The organism is Kineococcus sp. G2 (assembly GCF_037154035.1).
Taxonomy (GTDB): Bacteria; Actinomycetota; Actinomycetes; order Actinomycetales; family Kineococcaceae; genus Kineococcus.
Genome location: NZ_JBBBEM010000060.1, coordinates 18,589 through 39,929 on the forward strand (window position 1 = coordinate 18,589; position 21,341 = coordinate 39,929).

At 74.3% G+C, this 21,341-nt stretch carries 24 protein-coding genes and 1 pseudogene; 3 read left to right on the forward strand and 22 right to left on the reverse strand.

Going from position 1 to position 21,341, the window contains the following annotated elements:
* Positions 1 to 92 precede the first annotated feature (92 nt).
* Complete coding sequence (locus tag V9U69_RS10195) at positions 93 to 1,220, forward strand: hypothetical protein (RefSeq protein ID WP_337061635.1); 1,128 nt, start codon at positions 93 to 95, stop codon at positions 1,218 to 1,220.
* Positions 1,221 to 1,265: 45 nt separating this feature from the next.
* On the opposite strand, the gene V9U69_RS10200 is transcribed toward V9U69_RS10195, so the two are convergent.
* The 3 genes from V9U69_RS10200 to V9U69_RS10210 all read right to left on the reverse strand — a co-directional run bounded on the left by V9U69_RS10200 (position 1,266) and on the right by V9U69_RS10210 (position 3,473).
* The gene (locus V9U69_RS10200; RefSeq protein ID WP_337061636.1) at positions 1,266 to 2,012 is read right to left on the reverse strand and encodes an alpha/beta hydrolase; all 747 of its coding nucleotides are present in this window, start codon (positions 2,010 to 2,012) and stop codon (positions 1,266 to 1,268) included.
* A complete protein-coding gene (locus V9U69_RS10205; protein WP_337061637.1) occupies positions 2,009 to 3,106 on the reverse strand; it encodes a threonine aldolase family protein in 1,098 nt (365 codons plus the stop codon). Before V9U69_RS10205 ends, V9U69_RS10200 begins: the two co-directional genes overlap by 4 nt.
* Positions 3,107 to 3,179: 73 nt before the next feature.
* Positions 3,180 to 3,473, reverse strand: a complete 294-nt coding sequence (locus tag V9U69_RS10210) for a hypothetical protein (protein ID WP_337061639.1) — start codon at positions 3,471 to 3,473, stop codon at positions 3,180 to 3,182.
* A 219-nt stretch (positions 3,474 to 3,692) separates the two neighbouring features.
* Between V9U69_RS10210 and nucS the strand changes: the two genes are divergently transcribed.
* Positions 3,693 to 4,385 carry an endonuclease NucS gene (nucS, locus tag V9U69_RS10215; protein WP_242127726.1) on the forward strand — a complete coding sequence of 231 codons (693 nt, stop codon included), beginning with the start codon at positions 3,693 to 3,695 and terminating at the stop codon, positions 4,383 to 4,385.
* An 86-nt stretch (positions 4,386 to 4,471) separates the two neighbouring features.
* Here the strand turns inward: nucS and V9U69_RS19310 are convergent.
* Positions 4,472 to 4,732, reverse strand: a pseudogene (locus tag V9U69_RS19310) (STAS domain-containing protein); the annotation flags it as partial.
* Positions 4,733 to 5,155: 423 nt separating this feature from the next.
* Here V9U69_RS19310 and V9U69_RS10225 point away from each other — a divergent pair.
* Positions 5,156 to 5,488: a hypothetical protein gene (locus tag V9U69_RS10225; RefSeq protein ID WP_337061642.1), complete on the forward strand. Its 333-nt coding sequence runs from the start codon at positions 5,156 to 5,158 to the stop codon at positions 5,486 to 5,488.
* A gap of 19 nt (positions 5,489 to 5,507) precedes the next feature.
* On the opposite strand, the gene V9U69_RS10230 is transcribed toward V9U69_RS10225, so the two are convergent.
* From V9U69_RS10230 to prfA, 18 genes are all read right to left on the reverse strand, one after another.
* Positions 5,508 to 6,377, reverse strand: a complete 870-nt coding sequence (locus tag V9U69_RS10230) for a carbohydrate ABC transporter permease (protein WP_337061643.1) — start codon at positions 6,375 to 6,377, stop codon at positions 5,508 to 5,510.
* Positions 6,374 to 7,321, reverse strand: coding sequence for a carbohydrate ABC transporter permease (locus tag V9U69_RS10235; protein ID WP_337061644.1), 948 nt, complete (start codon positions 7,319 to 7,321; stop codon positions 6,374 to 6,376). The genes V9U69_RS10230 and V9U69_RS10235 overlap by 4 nt, the downstream gene beginning before the upstream one ends.
* Complete coding sequence (locus V9U69_RS10240) at positions 7,318 to 8,646, reverse strand: extracellular solute-binding protein (RefSeq protein ID WP_337061646.1); 1,329 nt, start codon at positions 8,644 to 8,646, stop codon at positions 7,318 to 7,320. Before V9U69_RS10240 ends, V9U69_RS10235 begins: the two co-directional genes overlap by 4 nt.
* Before the next feature lie 118 nt (positions 8,647 to 8,764).
* The gene (locus tag V9U69_RS10245; RefSeq protein ID WP_337061648.1) at positions 8,765 to 9,199 is read right to left on the reverse strand and encodes a DUF2550 domain-containing protein; all 435 of its coding nucleotides are present in this window, start codon (positions 9,197 to 9,199) and stop codon (positions 8,765 to 8,767) included.
* 27 nt (positions 9,200 to 9,226) lie between these two features.
* Positions 9,227 to 9,505, reverse strand: a complete 279-nt coding sequence (locus tag V9U69_RS10250) for a F0F1 ATP synthase subunit epsilon (RefSeq protein WP_337061650.1) — start codon at positions 9,503 to 9,505, stop codon at positions 9,227 to 9,229.
* 45 nt (positions 9,506 to 9,550) lie between these two features.
* Entirely contained in the window at positions 9,551 to 11,011 is a 1,461-nt protein-coding gene (gene atpD, locus V9U69_RS10255; protein ID WP_337061652.1) for a F0F1 ATP synthase subunit beta, read from the reverse strand.
* Between the two features lie 50 nt (positions 11,012 to 11,061).
* Entirely contained in the window at positions 11,062 to 11,967 is a 906-nt protein-coding gene (locus V9U69_RS10260; RefSeq protein ID WP_337061653.1) for a F0F1 ATP synthase subunit gamma, read from the reverse strand.
* A gap of 58 nt (positions 11,968 to 12,025) precedes the next feature.
* On the reverse strand, positions 12,026 to 13,681 hold the full coding sequence (atpA, locus tag V9U69_RS10265; protein ID WP_337061654.1) for a F0F1 ATP synthase subunit alpha: 1,656 nt from the start codon (positions 13,679 to 13,681) through the stop codon (positions 12,026 to 12,028).
* A gap of 184 nt (positions 13,682 to 13,865) precedes the next feature.
* Positions 13,866 to 14,693 carry a F0F1 ATP synthase subunit delta gene (locus tag V9U69_RS10270; RefSeq protein ID WP_337061656.1) on the reverse strand — a complete coding sequence of 276 codons (828 nt, stop codon included), beginning with the start codon at positions 14,691 to 14,693 and terminating at the stop codon, positions 13,866 to 13,868.
* Positions 14,690 to 15,262, reverse strand: a complete 573-nt coding sequence (locus V9U69_RS10275) for a F0F1 ATP synthase subunit B (RefSeq protein ID WP_337061657.1) — start codon at positions 15,260 to 15,262, stop codon at positions 14,690 to 14,692. The genes V9U69_RS10270 and V9U69_RS10275 overlap by 4 nt, the downstream gene beginning before the upstream one ends.
* 46 nt (positions 15,263 to 15,308) lie before the next feature.
* On the reverse strand, positions 15,309 to 15,524 hold the full coding sequence (locus tag V9U69_RS10280) for an ATP synthase F0 subunit C (protein WP_337061659.1): 216 nt from the start codon (positions 15,522 to 15,524) through the stop codon (positions 15,309 to 15,311).
* A gap of 65 nt (positions 15,525 to 15,589) precedes the next feature.
* On the reverse strand, positions 15,590 to 16,384 hold the full coding sequence (atpB, locus tag V9U69_RS10285; protein ID WP_337061660.1) for a F0F1 ATP synthase subunit A: 795 nt from the start codon (positions 16,382 to 16,384) through the stop codon (positions 15,590 to 15,592).
* Between the two features lie 88 nt (positions 16,385 to 16,472).
* Complete coding sequence (locus V9U69_RS10290; RefSeq protein ID WP_337061662.1) at positions 16,473 to 16,706, reverse strand: hypothetical protein; 234 nt, start codon at positions 16,704 to 16,706, stop codon at positions 16,473 to 16,475.
* A 29-nt stretch (positions 16,707 to 16,735) separates the two neighbouring features.
* Positions 16,736 to 17,164, reverse strand: a complete 429-nt coding sequence (locus V9U69_RS10295) for a hypothetical protein (protein WP_337061664.1) — start codon at positions 17,162 to 17,164, stop codon at positions 16,736 to 16,738.
* Positions 17,165 to 17,282: 118 nt separating this feature from the next.
* Positions 17,283 to 18,476 carry a glycosyltransferase family 4 protein gene (locus V9U69_RS10300; protein ID WP_337061666.1) on the reverse strand — a complete coding sequence of 398 codons (1,194 nt, stop codon included), beginning with the start codon at positions 18,474 to 18,476 and terminating at the stop codon, positions 17,283 to 17,285.
* A gap of 6 nt (positions 18,477 to 18,482) precedes the next feature.
* Positions 18,483 to 19,229, reverse strand: coding sequence for an L-threonylcarbamoyladenylate synthase (locus V9U69_RS10305; RefSeq protein ID WP_337061668.1), 747 nt, complete (start codon positions 19,227 to 19,229; stop codon positions 18,483 to 18,485).
* Positions 19,230 to 19,336: 107 nt separating this feature from the next.
* Positions 19,337 to 20,212: a peptide chain release factor N(5)-glutamine methyltransferase gene (gene prmC, locus V9U69_RS10310; protein ID WP_337061670.1), complete on the reverse strand. Its 876-nt coding sequence runs from the start codon at positions 20,210 to 20,212 to the stop codon at positions 19,337 to 19,339.
* Entirely contained in the window at positions 20,209 to 21,282 is a 1,074-nt protein-coding gene (prfA, locus tag V9U69_RS10315; protein WP_337061671.1) for a peptide chain release factor 1, read from the reverse strand. The genes prmC and prfA overlap by 4 nt, the downstream gene beginning before the upstream one ends.
* Between the last annotated feature and the right edge of the window lie 59 nt (positions 21,283 to 21,341).

Below are 21,341 nucleotides of genomic sequence, written 5' to 3' on the forward strand. Positions count from 1 at the left end.
GCGGTTACGCTGCTGGCGGCGGCCGCGCCGCACCGGGGAGCACCGCGCGGTGGCCCCTCAGCCCGTCCCCGTCCCGTCCCGGAGGTCCGCCGGTGTCCCACGAGTCCCCCGACGCCTTCAACATCGTCGTGCGCGGTTACGACCGCGGTCAGGTCGAGGCCCGGCTGCAGCACCTCGAGGACGCGCTGCGCGAGGCGCGGGCGCGCGTGGAGGAGAGCGACGCGCGCGCGCTGCGCGTGGCCGCCGAGCTCAGCCAGGCCCAGAAGGAGCTGCGCGAGCACGACAAGCCCACCTACTCCGGGCTGGGGGCGCGCATGGAGAAGCTGCTGCGCCTGGCCGAGGACCAGTCCGGGGAGATCCTGCGCTCCGCCCGCCGCGACGCCGACCGGCTGCGCGAGGAGGCGCGCGCGGAGGCCCTGGAGACCCGCTCGCGCGCCGACGAGGACGCGCAGCGGCGCACCGAGGGCGCCACCCGGGACGCGCAGGAGATCGTCGCGCGGGCCCGCACCGAGGCGGAGGGGATCGTGGAGGCCGCCCGGCGCAGCGCCGCCGAGACGACCGCCGCCGCCGAGCGGCACGCGGCGAACCTGCGCGCCCAGGCCGAGCACGAGACCTCCGAGGCGATCGCCGCCGCCGAGCGGCACGCCACCGAGCTGCGCGCGCAGGCGGAGCGGGAGGCGCTGGAGCTGCGCACCGGCACCGAGGCGGCCGTGCGCGAGCAGGAGCTGGCCCTGGCCGCCGCCCGCGAGCGCGCCGCCGAGGAGGACCGCCAGCGCCTGGAGGTCGCCGCGGCCCGCACCGCCGCCCGCATCGCCGAGGCCGAGCAGCGCGCCGCGGAGGCCGAGGAGCGCGCGCAGCAGGCCGCCGAGGCGGCGGAGTCCATCCGCGCCGAGGCGCTGGCCCAGGCGGCGCTGCGCGCCGAGTCCGCCCGGCAGGAGGCCGACGCGCTGCTGACCGACGCGCGCACCCGCGCGCAGCAGATGGTCGACACCGCGCGCGAGCAGGCCGAGCGCAGCCGCGCCTCGGCGCAGTCGGAGGTCGACGAGCTGATGCACCAGCGCGACGAGATCACGGAGCACCTCGACGACCTGCGCGGTCTGCTCGGCCTGACGCCGCCGGTGCTCACCGTCCCCGCGGAGGAGGAGGACGAGCAGGGGGCCGAGGTCGTCGACCTCACCGGCCGCGCCCCGCAGGAGGACCGGGCCGGCGCCGTCGGCTGAACCGCCGGGCGGGCCGGACCCGTCGGGGAGCCGGCCCGCCCGGCGTCAGGCCGGGGGCCAGGTCGTCGGCAGCGGCGCCCGGGCGGGGTTGACGCGGGCGACGACCTCGTCGAGCACGCGCCGCACCGACGGCTCCCCCACCCACAGGTGCTTGGCGCCCTCCACGGCGACGACCTCCGCCTGCGGCAGGGCGGCGAAGCGCTCGCGCGCCTCGGGCGGGCGCAGGAAGTCGTCGTGCTCCGGCACGAGCGCGGTCACCGGCCGGCCGAGCTCGCCCCAGGCGCGCAGGTCCTCCGGGGTGGACCAGCGCAGCGGCGGGGAGAGCAGGATCAGCCCCTCCACCAGCGGGTCGCGCCCGTGGACCAGGGCCAGGTCGGTGCCGAACGACCACCCCAGCAGCCACACCCGCGGCAGCTCGCGGAACTCCACCAGCTCCAGCGCGGCGGCGACGTCGTGGCGCTCGGCGCGGCCGGCGTCGAAGGTGCCGCCGCTGGTGCCGCGCGGGCTGGAGGTGCCGCGGGTGTTGAAGCGCAGCACCGCCAGGTCCGCCAGGGCGGGCAACCGGTAGGACGCCTTGCGCAGCACGTGGCTGTCCATGAACCCGCCGGCCGTCGGCAGCGGGTGCAGCGTCACCAGCGTCGCGACCGGGTCGCGCTCGGCGGGCAGCGCCAGCTCACCGACGAGGGTGAGCCCGTCGGCGGTGTGCAGCTCCACGTCCTCGCGCCGGGCCGGCAGCACCAGGTCCGAGCGGATCTCCACCGGGCCGGCGCCGGGGTCCGGGGCGCCGCTCACCGCGCCAGCTCCTCGCGCAGCACGCCCAGCAGGGCCGAGACGTCGGCGCCGGTGGTGTCGAAGGAGGTGACGAAGCGCGCCTCCACCTGCCCGGGGCCGTGGTGCGGGTCCCAGACGAAGAACGGCACGCGCGCCGCGGCGCGCTCGGCGACGTCGGCGGGCATCGAGGCGAAGACGGCGTTGGCCCGCACCGGGTGGGCCAGCCGCACCCGGGAGCCCAGGTCCTGCGCACCGCGCGCCAGCAGGTCGGCGGCGGCGTTGGCGGCCGCGGCGTTGCGGACCCACAGGTCCCCCTCGAGCAGCGCCAGGAGCTGCGCGGAGGCGAAGCGCGCCTTGGACAGCAGCTGCAGCGACTGCTTGCGCAGCCGGGACAGCCCGTCCGCGGCGGCCCGCTCGCGCACCACGACGACCTCGGCGGTGCCCCCGCCGTTCTTCGTCCCGCCCACGGAGACGGCGTCCACGCCCAGCCGCGTGGTCAGCTCGCCCAGCCCGGCCCCCAGGGCGACGGCGGCGTTGGCCAGGCGGGCGCCGTCCACGTGGACCCGCACGCCCAGGCCGTGGGCCACGTCCACCAGCTCGCGCAGGTGCGTGGCCGAGTAGACGGTACCCAGCTCGGTGCTCTGCGTCAGCGTCAGCGCACCGATGGGCGCGGCCATCGGGCCCTGCGCCCGGCGCACCGCGCGCTCCAGGTCGGCCGGGTCGACCAGGCCGTCGGGGGCGGGCAGGGGGATCAGCTTCGTGCCGCCGACGTGCTCGAGCGCACCGCCCTCGTCGTGCAGGACGTGCGCCTGCTCCGAGCACAGCACCGACTCCCACCGGTGCGTCAGCGCCTGCAGCGCGACCACGTTCGCCCCGGTGCCGGTGAGGACGACGGCGGAGGCGGTGTCCTCGCCGAAGTGGCCGCGCAGCACCTCCTCCAGCGCGGCGGTGTAGGGGTCGGCGCCGTAGCTGGGGACGTGGCCGCCGTTGGCGGCCACGAGCGCTTCGAGCACCTCGGGGTGCATGCCCGCGGCGTTGTCGCTGGCGAAGGAGCGGCGGCCGGGGTCGTGCCGGGCGATCGCCGGGGTGTGCTCTGCGGTGGGTGTTCCGGTCACCCGGCGACGGTAGTGCGGCGCGACGGGCGGGCGCAGGGCGGGGCGGCGAGGTGCGGCGGGGCGGGTCGGCGGCTCAGCGCGGTCCGCGCCGCTCGCGCGCCCGGAAGCAGGAGGCGTGCCAGTGCCGCCGCTCGCTGACCCCGTCGGCGGGGCTGAAGGTGCCGCGGGAGGGCCAGACCACCAGGTGCGCGGCACCGGGCGGGATCTCCTGCGCGCAGCCGGGGCAGCGGTAGGTCTTGGTGGAGGTGTCCCCGCGCAGCGGGCGCACCACCCAGGAGCCGTCCGGACCGGTGACGGTGCGGTCCACGCCCCGCCCGAGGACGCCGCGCGGCGGCGGGTCGGGGCGTCGGCGGTTGGCGCGGGGCACACGCCCATGGTGGCAGCCGGGACCGGGCGTCGCCGCGGCGGAGTCCCCTCCACACCACCGTGGCGCGCCCGGTCTCACCCCCTCCACCGTTCGGGGTGTGCTTTTCGTTACACCCCCCTTCCGGGGGGCGACCTGCGGTGCCACCCGCGGGTGGCGCGGGGTGAGCGGGACGGGGTGGGTGCGCCGTCGTCGCGCGGGCGGGCCGTAAGCTGCCCGACCGTGCGCCTGGTCATCGCCCGCTGCTCCGTCGACTACGCGGGGCGCCTGTCAGCGCACCTGCCGCTGGCCACCCGCCTGCTGCTGGTGAAGGCGGACGGCAGCGTGCTCGTGCACTCCGACGGCGGCTCCTACAAGCCGCTGAACTGGATGAGCCCACCGGCCCGGCTGACGGTGGCGCCGGCCGGCGAGGACGCCGCGGAGGGCGTCGTGGAGACCTGGACGGTGCGCAACCTCAAGAGCGACGACCGGCTGGTGGTCTCCGTGCACGAGGTGCTGCACGACTCCAGCCACGAGCTCGGCGTGGACCCGGGCCTGGTCAAGGACGGCGTGGAGGCGCACCTGCAGGAGCTGCTGGCCGAGCACATCGGCACGCTCGGCGACGGCTACCGCCTGGTGCGGCGGGAGTACCCCACCGCGATCGGCCCGGTGGACATCCTGGCCCGCGACGGCGGCGGCGGTGCGATCGCGGTGGAGATCAAGCGCCGCGGCGACATCGACGGCGTGGAGCAGCTGACCCGCTACCTGGAGCTGCTGAACCGGGACCCGCAGCTGCGGCCGGTGGCCGGCGTGTTCGCCGCCCAGGAGATCAAGCCCCAGGCGCGCACGCTGGCCACCGACCGCGGCATCCGCTGCGTGACGCTGGACTACGACGCCCTGCGGGGCATGGACGACGTCTCCGCGCGCTTGTTCTGAACCTCCCGGCCGTCGGCCGGGTGTCCCCCGACCTGCTGCCGCACCTGCACCCGCAGCGGTGCACCGGCCGTGCGGGCCTGGTCGTCGTCCACCCGCAGCACCCGGTGCAGGCGGGTGACGCGCACGAGCCGCAGGGCGGGCAGCGGCACGTCCCGCAGCACCATCTCGCGGCCGGCGCGCTGGGCGCGCCGGTGCGCGCCCACCAGCACGCCCAGACCCGTGGCGTCGGCGACGACGACGCCGTCGACGCTCACCACCAGGGGCCCGCTGCCGCGGTCGACCGCGGCGTGCAGGGCGGTGCGCACCTCCGGCACCGAGTGCACGTCGAGGCGGCCCGTGAGGCGCACGAGCCTGCCGGGGTCCTCCTCGACGACGGTGGCACCGCCCGGCGGTGCCGCCCGGGCGGCGCGCCGCGCCGCCACGTCGTCCGCGGCGCTGGGCGCCGCTCTCCTTGCTGCGACCTGGATCGCCATGTGTTCCTCCCCCGAGGACGCCGGTCGTGGTCACCGGCTCAGACGCAGGGGCCCGTCGTGCGGTTGCACCGCGCACCCGCCCATTCGGAGCACCCTGTGTGCTGACTCTGCCACTGTGCGCAGTCAATCGGGAGGGGAGCGCCACGGCGTTCACCGAACGGTGACCTCCCCACCGCGCTCCTGCCCCGCCCCGCCCACCACGCCGGGCCGCGCAGGACCGCCGGGCCGCGCCGGGCCGCGGGTGGGGTGCCGGCGAGCGCCGGGTGTCCCGCTGGACAGGGCGGCGACACTGGGGGCGTGACGTTCAGCGGCTACTACTACGCGGTGGGCCCGGTGCTCGCCCTGCTCGTCGTGGGCGTCCTCGTCCTCCTGCTGCGCTGGACCTTCTCCTCGGGCCGCTCCCTGGTGGAGCGCCGGCCCCGCACCGGCAGCAGCGAGGAGTACGGCCTGCTGGAGGTGGTCTCCGCCCCGTCGACCTTCGTGGAGGCGGAGGTGCAGCGACGCACCCTCACCGACGCCGGCATCCGCGCCACCCTGGCCCCCACCACGGAGGGGCCGCGCGTCATGGTCTTCCCCGAGCACGCCGCCCTGGCCCGCCAGCTGCTCGCCGGCCGCGGCGAGCGCCGCTGAGCCGGCGCTCCTGCCTCGCTCAGCGCAGGCCGCTGCGGGCCAGACCCGCGACGAACTGCCGCTGCGCCAGGGCGAACAGCACCAGCACCGGCAGGGCCGAGACCAGCGCGCCCGCCATGAGGGCCGGGTAGTCCGTCGTGTACTGGCTCTGCAGGAAGGACAGCCCCACCGGCAGCGTGTAGAGCTCCGGCGCCCGTAGCGCCACCAGGGGCCAGGCGAACTCGTTCCAGCGCCACATGAAGGTCATGACGACCAGCACCGCCACCAGCGGCCGGGCCAGCGGCAGCACCACCGACCACAGCGCGCGCAGCTGACCGGCACCGTCCAGCTGCGCCGCCTCCAGCAGCTCGTCGGGCAGCGACAGGAAGTACTGCCGGGCCAGGAACACCCCGAACGCCTCCGCCGACCGCGGCACGATCACGGCCCAGTACGAGTTGATCCAGCCCAGGTCGTTGACGAGGTCGAACTGCGGCACCAGCAGCGTCTGCACCGGGACCATGAGGGTCGCGACGATGCAGAAGAACACCACCGTGCGCCCGGGGAAGCGGTGCTTGGCCAGGACGTAGCCCGCCAGCACGTCCACCACGACGGTCAGCACCACCGCCACCACCGCGATCGCCGCGGAGTTCACCACCCACTGCAGCACCGGCAGGTCCACCAGCGCGCGGCGGAAGCCGCCCAGGTCGACGGAGGTGGGCACCAGCCCCACCCGGCCCGTCGCCAGGTCAGCGCGCGCGGACAGCGCCGTGACGACCATCCAGTACAGCGGGAAGACCCACACGAGCGCCAGGGCGCCGACCACCACCAGTCGGGGCCAGCGCACCGGGCGCCGCACCCGCCCCGGCTGCACCGCCAGCCGGTCGTGGCGCTCGCGCACCGGGGTGCTCACGCGACCTCCTCGGAGCCGCGCTGCGCCCACCAGGCGGCCACGGTCGCCAGGAGCACCACGCTGAAGACGACCACCCCGATCGCCGAGCCGTACCCCTCGGCGCGCGCCTGGAAGCCCTGCGCGTACGCGTAGGTGACGAGGATCTCGGTGGCGCCGGCCGGGCCACCGCCCGTCATGACCCGCACCACGTCGAAGGTCTGGAACACCTCGACCACCATGAGGACCACCACGAAGAACGTCGTGGGGCGCAGCAGCGGCCACGTCACGTACCGCACCCGCTGCCGACGGGAGGCCCCGTCCAGCTCCGCGGCCTCCAGCACGTCGCGGTCCACGCCCTGCAGCGCGCTGAGGTAGAGGACGACCACCAGGCCGGTGCGCGCCCAGAACAGCACGACGAACACCGACACCGCAGCCGCCGCGCCGCTGGACTGCCAGTCCGGAGCGGGCAGCCCCAGCTGCGTCAGCGTGCGGTCGACCACGCCGACCTCCTGGTCGAAGATCCACCGGCCGGCCATGGCCACCACCACGCCGGAGAGGACGTACGGCGCCAGGAACAGCGCGCGGAACAGCCCGCGCGCGGGCAGCCGGTCGCGCAGCAGCAGCGCCAGGCCGAAGCCGGCGGCGACGCTGGTGGGCACCGACACCAGCGCCAGCAGGACGGTGTTGCCGGCGGCCCGCCAGAAGACGGGGTCGCCCACCATGCGCGCGTAGTTGTCCAGGCCGGTGAAGCGCGCCTCGCCGATGCCGGTGGAGTCCGTCATCGAGATCCGCACCGCCTGCACGAGCGGGTACAGCACGAACAGGCCGAACAGGACGAGGGCCGGGGCCAGCAGCGCGTAGGAGGTCAGCCAGCGGCGCACCGGCGGGCGGGGACGGGCGGTGGCGCGGGGGGCGGTGCGCGGTGCGCGGGGGGACGCGGGGACCGCGGCACCCGGTGCCCTCACGCCCGGACCACCGACCGCACGCCCTCGGTGATGTCGCGCAGGGCCGCGCGGTCGTCCGCGGAGCCGAGGAACGCCTCCTCCAGGCGGTCGCGCAGCTGGACGTTGATCGCGCTGAAGCTCGGCACGACGACCTGCTCGACCAGCGGGGCGCGGATCGCCTCGGCCTGCTGGACGTACAGCTCCATGAGGTCCGGGCGCACCTTCCAGTCCAGCGAGGCGGCGTCGACGTCGCTGCGGGTGGGCAGCACGGTGGCGGCGGCGCAGAAGTCGCCCATCTGCTCCGCCTGCGCGCAGAAGGCGAGGAAGTCGAGCGCGGCGTCCCGCTTGTCGCCGGCCTCGACGGCCACCAGCGCGTTGCCGCCCAGGTCGGCGGAGGCGTTGACGTCGCGCGGCAGGAAGGTGGCGGAGTACCCGAACCCGCCGCTCTCGATCTCGGCGAGCAGGAAGTCCCCGGCGAAGCACAGCGCGACGGTCCGGTTGAGGAAGAGGTCGCTGGCGGCCTGGCCGCGGGTGCTGGCGTTGGGCGGGGTCAGGCCCTGCCGGAAGAGGTCGCGCGTGAAGGACAGGGCCTTGAGCGTTCCCGGGTCGTCCTCGACCACGCCGTCGAGGTCCTGGGTGAGCAGCCGGCCACCGGCCTGGTCGACCCAGTTCAGCCAGCGGAAGGCGCCGGCGTTCTGCCAGTTCACCGCGACCGGGTAGGTGTCGGCGCGGGTCGGCTGCACGCGGCGCAGCACGTCGGCGAACTCCTCCCACGTCCACGCCCGCTCCAGCGAACCCGGCAGCGTCAGCCCGGCGGCGGCCACCGCCTCGTCGTCGACGAGGACCATCGAGGTGTCGGTGTGGTGCGGGACGCCGAAGGTGCCGCGCTCGTCGGTGACCGCGCTCCAGAAGGCGGGCAGGAACGCCGGCTCCAGGTCCGAGGCACCGGGCAGGTCCGCGAGGACGCCCTGCTCCCGGTAGGCGGCCACGTCGGTGTAGCTGACCCGGAAGAGGTCGGGGGGGCTGTCGGTGCGCAGGGCGGTGTCCACCGCGGTGAGGACCTGCGAGTACGGCACGACCTGCAACCGCACGCGCGGGCCTCCCGCGGCGGCGAAGTCGTCGGCGAGCTTCTCGAAGGCGGGCACCTCGGCCTCGCTGGCCCAGGTGATCATCGTCAGCTCGTCCGGGTCAGCGGGCGTGCCGCCGGAGGCGTCGGTGGAGAAGCCGCTGCAGGCGGTGAGCCCGGCGGTGGCGGCGGCCCCGGCGCCCGCGCCCAGCACGGTGCGGCGGGTCGCGGACGCGCGAGGACGACGGGGGGTGGAGGGGGTGCTTCGGGGTGCGGTCACGTCAGCTCCTGGGGTAGCCACGGGCCGCTGTTCGACCCGCCGGGGGCTGCAGCGGGGGTGGGTGCTGACGACGCTAGCCGTTCGGGCCCGTCTCGGCCCGGCGAACGTGACGGAGGGTTCAGGCGACGTTGACGTTCTGTCCCGGGGGCGCCGACTCCAGCCAGGACGCGAAGCCCGTGTAGGCGTCGGAGCTCATCGCCAGCTCCAGGGGCGCACCGCGGTGCCGGCACTCCACGACGATGGCGCCGGGCTGCACCGCGAAGCGCTCCTGCCCGTCGGCGTCGCGCCGCCGCGTCACGTCGAGCGCCCCCCGTGCGAAGGAGCACGAGGGGCGCGGCGACAGGGAGAACGTGCGGTACCAGTCCAGGCGGTCCGTCTCGTAGCGCGCCACCCCCCACGCCCAGCGGCGGGACGAGGGGTGGCGCACCGAGCAGTCGAACGTGCCCAGGCGCCCGGTGAGGCGGCGCCGGCGCACGAGGACCAGGACCAGGCCGAGCAGGACCACCAGGGCGCAGGCGCCCGCCACCTCCAGGGACAGCAGCAGCTCGCGCACGCCGGTCGGTCCTCCCCGGTCAGCTCGTCAGAGGTCCTCGACGGCCCGACCGGCACCCTCGCGGACCGTCTCGGCCACGATGGTCACCGTGTCGGAGTCGACGGAGAAGAACCCCCCGTCCACGTGGACGGTGGTGCCGCCACCGCTCCCGGTGACGGACACCTCCCCCTCGGCGAGGACGGCCAGCAACGGTTCGTGGCCGGCCATGATGCCGATCTCGCCGTCGACGGTGCGGGCGCGCACCAGCGTCGCCTCACCCGACCACACGGACCGGTCGGCGGCGACCAGCTCGACCTGCAACGGCACCCTGAGCTCCTTCGTCCCTCGTGACGGCTACCGGCCCGCGAGGGCTCAGTCGCCCTGCTTCTGGATCTCGGCCCACTTGCGCTCGACGTCCTCGAGACCGCCGACGTTGAAGAACGCCTGCTCGGCGATGTGGTCCATCTCGCCGTCGGCGATCCGCGAGAAGCCCTCGATGGTCTCCTTCAGGGGCACCGTCGAGCCGGCGACGCCGGTGAACTTCTCCGCCATGTAGGTGTTCTGCGACAGGAACTGCTGGATGCGCCGCGCGCGGGAGACGATGAGCTTGTCCTCCTCGGACAGCTCGTCGACGCCCAGGATGGCGATGATGTCCTGCAGTTCCTTGTTGCGCTGCAGGATCTGCTTCACGCGCACCGCGGTGGAGTAGTGGTCCTTGGAGATGTACAGCGGGTCAAGGATCCGGGAGGTCGAGGCCAGCGGGTCCACCGCGGGGTACAGACCGCGCGAGGCGATCTCGCGGGAGAGCTCCGTGGTGGCGTCCAGGTGCGCGAACGTCGTGGCCGGCGCGGGGTCGGTGTAGTCGTCCGCGGGCACGTAGATCGCCTGCAGCGAGGTGATCGAGTGGCCGCGCGTGGAGGTGATGCGCTCCTGCAGCACACCCATCTCGTCGGCCAGCGTGGGCTGGTACCCCACGGCGGAGGGCATGCGGCCCAGCAGGGTCGACACCTCGGAGCCGGCCTGGGTGAACCGGAAGATGTTGTCGATGAAGAGCAGCACGTCCTGCTTCTGCACGTCGCGGAAGTACTCCGCCATCGTCAGCGCGGACAGGGCGACGCGCAGGCGGGTGCCCGGCGGCTCGTCCATCTGGCCGAAGACCAGCGCGGTCTTGTCGAAGACGCCGGCCTCGGCCATCTCGCCGATGAGGTCGTTGCCCTCGCGGGTGCGCTCACCGACGCCGGCGAACACCGACACACCGCCGTGGTTCTGGGCGACGCGCTGGATCATCTCCTGGATGAGGACGGTCTTGCCGACGCCCGCACCGCCGAACAGACCGATCTTGCCGCCCTGCACGTACGGGGTCAGCAGGTCGATGACCTTGATGCCGGTCTCGAACATCGTGGTCTTCGACTCGAGCTGGTCGAAGCTGGGGGCCTTGCGGTGGATCGGCCAGCGCTCGGTGACCTCCAGGCGCTCGCCCTCCTCGAGGTTGAGGCAGTCGCCGATGGCGTTGAAGACGTGCCCGAGGGTGACGTTGCCGACCGGCACGGAGATCGGGGCACCGGTGTCGACCACGGGGGCGCCGCGCACCATGCCGTCGGTCGGCTTCAGCGAGATGGCGCGGACCATGTTGTCACCCAGGTGGGAGGCCACCTCGAGGGTCACGGTCTGCGTCTGACCGCCCATGGTCACCTCGGTGGTGAGGGCGTTGTTCTGCTCGGGCATCGCGTCGGCCGAGAACTCGACGTCGACGACGGGCCCGATGACTCGGGCGATACGGCCGGTCGCACCCTTGCTGGTGCTGGCCGGCGAATCGGTGACGGTGGCGGTCATGTCGCTCCTCGGGCTTCCTTCGTCGAGTCAGTTCTTGCTGAGTGCGGGGATCAGGCGCGCGAGCCCGCGGAGGAGAGGGCGTCGGCGCCGCCGACGATCTCGGTGATCTCCTGCGTGATGTCCGCCTGCCGGGCGTTGTTCGCCAGCCGCGTGAGGTTCTTGATGAGCTCGTCGGCGTTGTCCGTGGCCGACTTCATCGCCCGCTGCCGGGCGGCGAGCTCGGAGGCCGCGGCCTGCAGCAGGCAGTTGTAGACGCGGCTGTTGACGTACTGCGGCAGCAGCGCGTCGAGCACCGCCTCGGGGCTGGGCTCGAAGCTGTACAGGGGCGTGAGCTCCCCGTCCTGATCCCCGGCGCCCTCGACGACCTCCAGCGGCAGCAGGCGGATCACGCGGGGCTCCTGCGTGACCATGCTGACGAAGTGGGTGTACACGACGTGGATCTCGTCGACGCCGCCCTCGCCGGCCTCGCGGCCGAAGTCGGCCACGAGGCGCTCGCCGATCTCCTTGGCGTGCTCGTAGCGCGGCGAGTCGGTGAACCCGGCCCACTCGGCGGTGATGTCGCGCCGGCGGAAGCGGTAGAAGGACGCCGCCTTGCGGCCGACGAGGTAGGGGGAGACCTCCTTGCCCTCGGCCCGCAGGGTCGCCGTCAGCCGCTCCCCCTCGCGCAGCACGCTGGAGGAGTAGGCACCGGCCAGGCCGCGGTCGGAGGACAGCAGCAGGACCGCTGCCCGCCGCACCTGCGGCTTCTCGGTGATCAGCGGGTGGTCGAGCGAGGCGTTGGACGCCGCGGCCGACACCGCGCGGGTGAGCGCCCGGGCGTAGGGGGTCGACGCCCGCACGTTCGCCTGCGCCTTGATGATGCGCGACGCCGCGATCAACTCCATCGCCCGCGTGATCTTCTTGGTCGCCTGGACCGAGCGGATCTGCCGCCGGTAGGCCCTCAGCTGGCCTGCCATGTCCTGCTCCTCTTCCCTGCTCCGCTCGGTCCCTGCCGTGATCTGTGCGCGTCCCGCGTCAGCGGGCCGCGGTCGCCCCGCCCCGATTGGTGGTGATGCGCTCCTGCGAGACGTCGCCCGCGTCGGTGCGGCCCTCGTCGGTGTCCGCGGGCACCGGGGTGGTGTCCTCGGAGGAGGAGAACTGCGGCTTGAAGGCGTCGATCGCCTTCTTCAGCTCCTCCTTGGCCCCGTCGGAGAACTGCTTGGTCTCGCGGATCCCCTGCATCACGCCCGGGTGCTGGCGCTTGACGTACTCGAGGAACTCGCGCTCGAAGCGGCCGATGTCGGCGACCTCGACCGAGTCCAGCTGACCGGTGGTGCCGGCCCAGATGGAGACGACCTGCTCCTCGAGGGAGTACGGGGTGTACTGCGGCTGCTTGAGCAGCTCCACCAGGCGGGCGCCGCGGGCCAGCTGGTTGCGCGAGGCCTGGTCCAGGTCGGAGGCGAACATCGCGAACGCCTCCATGGCGCGGTACTGCGCCAGGTCCAGCTTCAGCGTGCCGGAGATGCCCTTGATCGCCTTGGTCTGCGCGGCGCCACCGACGCGGGACACCGAGATGCCGACGTCGATCGCGGGGCGCTGGTTGGCGTTGAAGAGGTCGGACTGCAGGAAGATCTGCCCGTCCGTGATGGAGATGACGTTGGTGGGGATGTACGCCGAGACGTCGTTGCCCTTGGTCTCGATGAACGGCAGGCCGGTCATCGAGCCGCCGCCGAGCTCGTCGGACAGCTTCGCGCAGCGCTCCAGGAGGCGGGAGTGCAGGTAGAAGACGTCACCGGGGTAGGCCTCGCGGCCCGGCGGGCGGCGCAGCAGCAGCGACACGGCACGGTAGGCCTCGGCCTGCTTGGACAGGTCGTCGAAGACGACGAGGACGTGCTTGCCGCCGTACATCCAGTGCTGCCCGATGGACGAGCCGGTGTACGGGGCCAGGTACTTGAAGCCAGCCGGGTCGGACGCCGGGGCGGCGACGATGGTCGTGTACTCCATGGCGCCCGCCTCCTCCAGCGAGCGGCGCACCGAGGCGATCGTCGAGCCCTTCTGGCCGATGGCGACGTAGATGCAGCGGACCTGCTGCTTCGGGTCGCCGGACTCCCAGTTGGCCTTCTGGTTGATGATCGTGTCGATCGCGATGGCGGTCTTGCCGGTCTGGCGGTCGCCGATGATCAGCTGACGCTGGCCGCGGCCGACCGGGATCATCGCGTCGATGGCCTTGATGCCGGTCTGCAGCGGCTCGCGGACCTCCTGGCGCTGCACGACCGAGGGGGCCTGCAGCTCCAGGGCGCGACGGGTCTCCGCCTCGATCGGCCCGAGGCCGTCGATGGGGGCGCCCAGCGGGTTGACGACGCGGCCCAGGAAGGCGTCGCCGACGGGCACGGAGAGGACCTCGCCGGTGCGGTGGACCTCCTGGCCCTCCTCGATGCCGGAGTAGTCGCCCAGGACGACGACGCCGATCTCGCGCACGTCGAGGTTCTGGGCCAGGCCCAGGGTGCCGTCCTGGAAGCGGAGCAGCTCGTTCGCCATCACCGAGGGCAGGCCCTCGACGCGCGCGATGCCGTCGCCGGCTTCGCTGACGCGCCCGACCTCCTCGCGCGCGGCGGAGCCGGGGTCGTACGACGCCACGAACGCGTCGAGAGCGTCCCGGATCTCCTCCGGGCGGATGGTCAGCTCGGCCATGGGATGCCCTGCTCTCCTTCTGGGGGTGCTGTCTGGGGTGCCGGCGGGTGCTGCCCGCGCCCGTGGCGGGTGCTCGGTCCCGGCGTCGCCGGACCGCCGAGCGGCGGTTCAGTGCGTGCTGCGACCCATTGTCCCCCCGTCGCGGGGGGCCGGTCGACCGAGCCGCCGCCCGTTCGCCGTCGGCTCAGCCGGCGAGGCGGCGACGGGCCTCGGCGAGCCGGGTGGAGACGGCGCCGTCGATGACGTCGTCGCCGATGCTCACCCGCAGTCCGCCGACCAGCTCGGGGTCGACGTCGACGTTGAGGCGCACCGGGCGCCCGTACTGGCGGCTCAGCACCGCCGAGAGCCGGTCGTGGTGCTCCTGGCTGAGCGGGCGGGCGCTCACGACGTGGGCGACCATCTGCTCGCGCCGGCGCGCGACGACCGTGACGTACTCCTCCAGCAGCCGCTCGGCGCGCACGCCGCGCGGCGCGGCGGCCGCCCGGCGGGCCAGCTGCACGGCCTCCGGGGTGGCCCGGCCCAGCAGCAGCCGCGACACCAGCGCCGCCCGTTCGGCGGCCGGCGCGGTGCGGTCGGCCAGCGCGTCGCGCAGCGCCGGGTTGCCGGCCACGGTGCGCGAGAAGCGGAACAGCTCGTCCTCGAGGGCGTCCAGGTGACCGGAGCGCTCCGCCTGCGCCGCCACCGCCGCCACCGCCAGCTGCTCGCAGGCGTCGGCGATGTCGCGCGTGGCGCCCCACCGGCCGGTGGCCAGGGCGGCGACGGTCTCGACGGCGGCCGGCGAGACCTTGCCGCCCAGCACGGCGCGCACGAAGGCGGCCTTGGCCGCCCCCTCGCGCGCCGGGTCGGTCAGCGCCCGGCGCAGCCCGATGGAGTCGTCGAGCAGCGAGGTGACCGCGAAGAGGTCCTCACCGGTCCGCCCGGCGTCGGCCCCCTGCGCGGCGAGCTGCGCCTCGAGCACCTCCTGGGCGCGGGCCAGGCTGACCCGCGCCGCACCGCTGTCGAGGTCGGTCATCGGGCCGTCACGCCCTGCTCGGAGGTCTCGAGCTCGGCGAGGAAGCGGTCGACGACACCGCTCTGGCGCGCCGGCTCCTGCAGCGACTCCCCGACGATGCGCGAGGCGAGCTCGGTGGCCAGGCGGCCGACCTCGGCGCGCAGCTGCGCCGCGGCCTGCACGCGCTCGGCCTCGATCGTGGCGCGAGCGGAGGTGGTGATCCGCTCGGCCTCGGCCTGGGCCTGCTCGCGCAGCTCGGCGACGATCGCCGCGCCCTGCTGGCGCGCCTCCTCACGGATGCGGTTGGCCTCGCCGCGGGCGTCGGCGAGCTGCGCCTTGTACTCCTGCAGCGCGGCGTTGGCCTCGGCCTGCGCGCGCTCGGCCTTCTCGACGCCGCCCTGGATCGCCTCGCGGCGCTCCTCGAAGGCCTTCTCGAGCCGCGGCACGACGACCTTGGCGACGAGCAGGTAGAGCAGGGCCAGGAAGACCAGCCCGGCGATGAGCTCACCGGGGTGCGGCAGGACCGGGTAGGCCTCCTCCCAGAAGCCCCCCTCCTCCTCGGCCGCTGCGGCCATCACCCACGCGGGCATGTGCGCTCCTTAAGCAGTCAGTGGTCTCGCCGACGACGGTGGTCGGTCACTCGACGCCCGGGTTGATGAAGGCGAGGACGAAGCCCAGGATCGCGAGCGCCTCGGCGAGCGCGAAGCCCAGGATGGCGATCGGCTGCAGCATGCCGCGGGACTCCGGCTGGCGCGCCACGCCGTTGATGTAGGCGGCGAAGACGAGACCGACGGCGATGGCCGGGCCGATCGCGGCGAGGCCGTAACCGATGACGTTGAGGCTTCCACCCATGGTGTGGATCGTTCCTTTCTCGGACCGGCGCCGGTGGCCCCGGGGACGTTGGGTCGTGCGGTGGGTCAGTGCTCGTCGGCGAGGGAGCCGGCGATGTACGTGGCGGTGAGCAGCACGAAGATGTACGCCTGCAGCACCTGGATGAGGAGCTCGAAGAACGACATCACCAGGCCGAACAGGTAGGAGACGACGCCCGCCGCGGGCAGCAGTCCCTCACCGTGCAGCAGCAGGTGCTCGCCGCCCAGGAAGAGCACGAGGATCAGCATGTGACCCGCGAACATGTTCGCGAACAGTCGCACCGCCAGGGTCAGGGGGCGCGAGACGAAGTAGGTGAACAGCTCGAGCAGGTAGACGACCGGCACCAGGAAGACCGGCACGCCCGCCGGCATGAGCGACTTGAAGTAGCCGCCCACGCCCTTCCGCTTCATGCCGATGAGGTGGTACAGCACGAAGACGACCAGCGTCAGCGCGATCGGGAAGCCGATGCGGCTCATCGTGGGGTACTGGATCGGCGGGATGACGCCGAAGAGGTTGTTCACCAGGATGAGCGTGAACAGCGTGAACAGCAGCGGGACGTAGCGGAGGAACTCCTTGGACCCGATGATGTCCCGGGCCACCCCGTTGCGGACGAAGCCGTACAGGGCCTCCACCGCGAACTGCTTCTTGTTCGCGGGCACGACGCTGAGCCGCTTGGTGGTCGCCAGCAGCACCGCGGCGATGATGACGAAGCTCAGCGCCATCAGCACCATCGGGCGGGTCAGGGCGAAGGCGCCGTCCCCGATCAGCGGCTGCCAGAAGTCCGCGGGCGAGGGAGCCTCGAAGGTCTCCCCGCCGGCGGTGGCGAGCGTGGACAAGCTCACAGCGTCTCCTCCGTACGAACGCCAGTGTGTGGACGGGGGGCCGGGGCGGTGCGCCAGTCACCCAGCCGCGCTGTGCGCGGGCTGAGCGTCAGTTGCGCGAACCGTACCGGAACCACACGTAGTAGATGCTCAAGGCCATGCCGCCGAGGCTGCCGACGACTGCGAGGAACGAGGTGTCCAGCAGCCGGTCGAGCAGCAGGCCCAGCAGGCCGAAACCGACGATGCCCGAGATGAGGTACGACGCCGCGTTCCAGGCCACGCTGTCGTTCAGCCGGGCCTCCTCGCGCGCGTCCTCGTCCGGCCGCCTGTCCTCCTCGGGCATGGTGGAGCGAACGGTAGCAGTCGCCCACGTCAGCCCCCCGCACCCGGACGGCCGTGGCCGAGCTCGAACACGGGCAGGCGCAACCGGCGGAACGCGACGCACGCGGCAGCGCTCCACGCGACCGTGCACACCGCGGCCGAGACGGCCGCCGCAGCGCCGTCGAGGGCCGGCAGGTCGCGCAGGACGAGGACCGCGGTGGCGAGCACCGTGACCTTGAACAGGTAGACCATGAGGGCCAGCGCCAGGCTCAGACCCGGCTCGACGTGCTTGACCACCCGCAGCAGCAGGAACGTCGAGGCCAGGAAGACGGTGGCGAGACCACCGCCCACTAGGGCGCCGAGCGCACCGTCCGCGCCGGACGCGGCACCGATGCCGGTGCACCCGGCCCACACGAGGACGACGGGGGGCAGCGCGCGCCGCGGGACGACGCTGAAGACGTCGTCGGCACTCCTCGTCACGGCTGCTGCTCTCTGTCGTCGGCGGGTCGTCCGGGGTTCGGCTCGTCGGCGCGTCCGCGGCTCACCGGTGCGGGAGCCGGGCGGACTTCGTGAAAGCTATCACGAGACGAAGGGTCTCCTACGCACCGTCGTGGACCCCCTGTCGCGGGCGCGCCGAGGGTTCCCGGGGCGGGGCCGTCCCCGCCGCGGCGGCTCCGTCCGGCACCTGGGCGGCGCGCCCGCGGGAGCGCCGCCAGAACAGCGGCCCGAACGTGAAGGCGAGGACCACGCTGCCCGCCGCCAGGGCCACCGCGAGCGCCTGCACCAGGGGCAGGAAGGCGTACGAGGCGGCACCGAAGCTGAGGAATGCGGCCCACGAGTACATGACGAGCACCGCCACCCGGTGCGAGTGCCCCATCTGCAGCAGCCGGTGGTGCAGGTGCTTCTTGTCCGGGTGCCAGAACGCCTTGCCCGCCCGGGTGCGCCGCACCACGGCCAGCAGCATGTCCCCCAGGGGCACCAGCAGCACCGCCACCGGCAGCACCAGCGGGAAGAACGCCGGGGCGATCTCCTCGTCGGCGACCGTCTCGGGGTCGACGGTGCTCGTGGCGGCGATGGTCGCCGTGGCCAGCAGCAGGCCCAGCAGCATGGAACCGGAGTCGCCCATGAAGATGCGTGCCGGGTGCGAGTTGTGCGGCAGGAACCCCACGCAGCAGCCGACGGTGGTGGCCGCGACGAGGGTCGCCAGCGAGGAGAAGTCGTCGGGGAACTGCCCGCGCTGCAGGGCGTACGAGTAGAGGAAGAACGCCACCGCGCCGATGCCGACGATCCCCGCGGCCAGGCCGTCGAGGCCGTCCACGAAGTTCACGGCGTTCACCGACACCAGGACCACCAGGATGGTGATCGCCATCATCGCCGGCGCCGACAGCAGCGTGACACCGCCGATGGGCAGCTGCAGCAGGCTGACGCCCTGCCAGCCCATCACCCCGGCCGCCAGCACCTGCCCGGCGAGCTTGGTGACGGCGTCCAGCTGGACGATGTCGTCGGCCACCCCCACCGCGCAGACGATCGCCGCGCCCACCAGCACCCACTGCGGTCCCGGTGAGGCGTCGAACACCCGCGAGGTGAAGGGGATGCGGCTGGCCACCAGCAGCGCCGCCGCCAGGCCCAGCAGCATCGCCACCCCGCCCATGCGCGGCACCGGCACGGAGTGCACGTCCCGCTCGCGCAACGGGGTGACGGCGCCGACGCGCTGCGCCAGCCGCCGCACCAGGGGCGTCGTCAGGTAGGTGACGGCCGCGGCGACGACGATGACCAGCAGGTAGACGCGCACCCCGGATCAGCCCTCCGGGGAGGCGTCGGCCCGTTCGCCCCCCGAGCCGCCGGCGGCTGCGGGGTCCTCCTCGAGCCCCGGCCCGGGCTCCGGGTCCGGCTCGGGTTCCGGGTCGTACCAGCCCTTCGGCACCGCACGGCGCAGCTCCTCCTCGCTGAGCGCCCCGACCCGCAGCACCCGCAGCGGACCGTCCGAGGCGTCCACGATGGTCGAGGGCGCACCCTTCGGGCTGGGGCCGCCGTCGAGGTACACCCGCACGGACGAGCCGAGCTGGTCGACGGCCTCCTGCACGAGGGTGGCCGCGGGCCTGCCCGACAGGTTGGCGCTGGAGACGGCCATCGGGCCGGTGCGCTTGAGGAGCTCCAGCGCGACGGGGTGCAGCGGCATGCGCAGGGCGACGGTGCCGTGCGTGTCGCCCAGGTCCCACGTCAGGGACGGCTGCGCGCGGCACACGATCGTCAGCGCCCCGGGCCAGAAGGCGTCCATGAGCTCGCGCACGGCGAACGGCACGGCCGAGGCCAGCCCGTCCACGGTGCGCACCTCGGGGACGAGCACGGGCGGCGGCATGTCGCGCCCGCGCCCCTTGGCGTCCAGCAGCTTCTGGACCGCCGCCGGCGAGAACGCGTCCGCACCGATGCCGTAGACGGTGTCGGTGGGCAGCACGACGACCTCGCCGCGCTTGACGGCGTTCTCGGCCGCGGCCAGGCCGCGCTCGCGGGTCACCGGGTCGGCGCAGTCGAAAGGGGGTCTCACACGGGCGAGTGTCCCACCGGCGCGCACCGGTGCGGGGCGCCACCCGCCCGGCGGGTCCCCGCGGCGCGGCCGGGATCAGGCACGGCGAGGGTCGGGCGCCGCCGGGGTCAGGCGCGGCGGGCGCTCGTGCAGCGGGGGCGCCCGGTCAGGTCGCGGTGCCCGGCGACCTGCCGCCACGCGGGACCGGCCAGCAGCCGGCGGGCGCCGTCCTCCTGCACCTCGGCGTGCTCGACGACGACGAGGCCGCCGGGCCGCAGCAGGCGAGCCGCGGCCGCCACCACGCGGCGGGGCACCTCCAGCCCGTCCTCACCACCGCCGTAGAGCGCCAGCTCGGGGTCGTGGCGCGCCACCTCCACCTCCTGCGGCACCGCCCCCGGCGGCACGTACGGCGGGTTGCTGACGACGACGTCGACCTCGCCGTCGAGGTCGGCGAACGCGCTCGCCGCGTCCCCCAGCCGCAGGTCCAGCTCCGGCGCGAACTCGTCGGCGTTGCGCCGGGCCCACGCGTGCGCCATCGGGTCCAGCTCCACCGCGTGCACCCGGGCCGCCGGCACCTCGGTGGCCACGGCGAGCGCGATCGCCCCCGAGCCGGTGCACAGGTCCACCACGACGGGCCGCCCGCCGGTGGCCGCGAGCCGGGCCGCCTCGTCGACCGCGAACTGGGCGACGACCTCCGTCTCCGGCCGGGGCACGAACACGCCCGGGCCCACCGCCAGCTCCAGCGAGCGGAACGGGGCGCGACCGGTCAGGTGCTGCAGCGGCACCCGCTGCGCGCGCTGGGCGACCAGGTCCGCGAACCGCCCGGGCTCCACCGGGGAGCCGAGCGCTGCCAGCACCCCGAGCCGGGAGCGCTGCACGCCCAGGGCGTGCGCCAGGAGCACCTCCGCGTCAGCGCGCGGGCTCGGCACCCCCGCCGCGGCCAGCTGCGCCTGCGCCTCGCCGACCAGCTCGCGGACCGTCCGGCCGGCCGCCGGTGCGCTCACGCCACGCCGCCCGCCGCAGCCAGCTGGACCGCCTCGTCGGCGTCGACAGCCGACTGGATCACCGGGTCCAGGTCGCCGTCGAGGACGGTGTCGAGGTTGTACGCCTTGAAGCCGGTGCGGTGGTCCGCGATGCGGTTCTCGCCGAAGTTGTAGGTGCGGATGCGCTCGGAGCGGTCCACCGTGCGCACCTGGGAGCGCCGAGCTGCGGAGGCCTCGGCGTCGGCGGCCTCCTGCGCCGCGGCGTGCAGGCGCGCCCGCAGGATGCGCATCGCCTGCTCGCGGTTCTGCAGCTGCGACTTCTCGTTCTGGCAGCTGACGACGATGCCGGTGGGCAGGTGCGTGATGCGCACCGCCGAGTCCGTGGTGTTCACGCTCTGGCCGCCGGGCCCGGAGGAGCGGAAGACGTCCACGCGCAGGTCGTTCGGGTCCACCTGCACCTCGACCTCCTCCGCCTCCGGCACCACCAGCACGCCGACGGCCGAGGTGTGCACCCGCCCGGCGGACTCGGTGACGGGCACGCGCTGCACGCGGTGCACCCCGCCCTCGTACTTCAGCCGGCTCCACACGCCCTCGGCAGCGGCGCCGCGCGTCTTCACCGCGACGGAGACGTCCTTGTACCCGCCCAGGTCGCTGCCGGTGGCGTCCAGCAGCTCCGTCGTCCAGCCGCGGCGCTCGGCGTAGCGCAGGTACATGCGCAGCAGGTCGCCCGCGAACAGGGCCGACTCCTCGCCCCCCTCCCCCGCCTTGATCTCCAGGATCACGTCCCGGGAGTCGTCGGGGTCGCGCGGCAGCAGCAGCCGGCGCAGCCGCTCGGCGGCCTCCTCGGCAGCGCGCTCCAGCGCGGGCAGCTCGGCGGCGAAGGAGGGGTCCTCGGCGGCCAGCTCGCGCGCGGCGCCGGCGTCGTCCACGGCCGAGCGCCAGGTGGTGTGCGCCTCCACGACCGCGCCCAGCTCCGCGTAGCGCCGCCCGAGCGAACGGGCCAGCGCCGCGTCGGCGTGCACCGCGGGGTCGGCCAGCCGCCCCTCCAGCTCGGCGTGCTCGGCGAGCAGCGGCTGGACGGACTCGAACACGGCGGGGACCTCCGGGAGCGGCGGGTGGCGGAGCGGGAACGCGACAGCGCCGGCCCCGT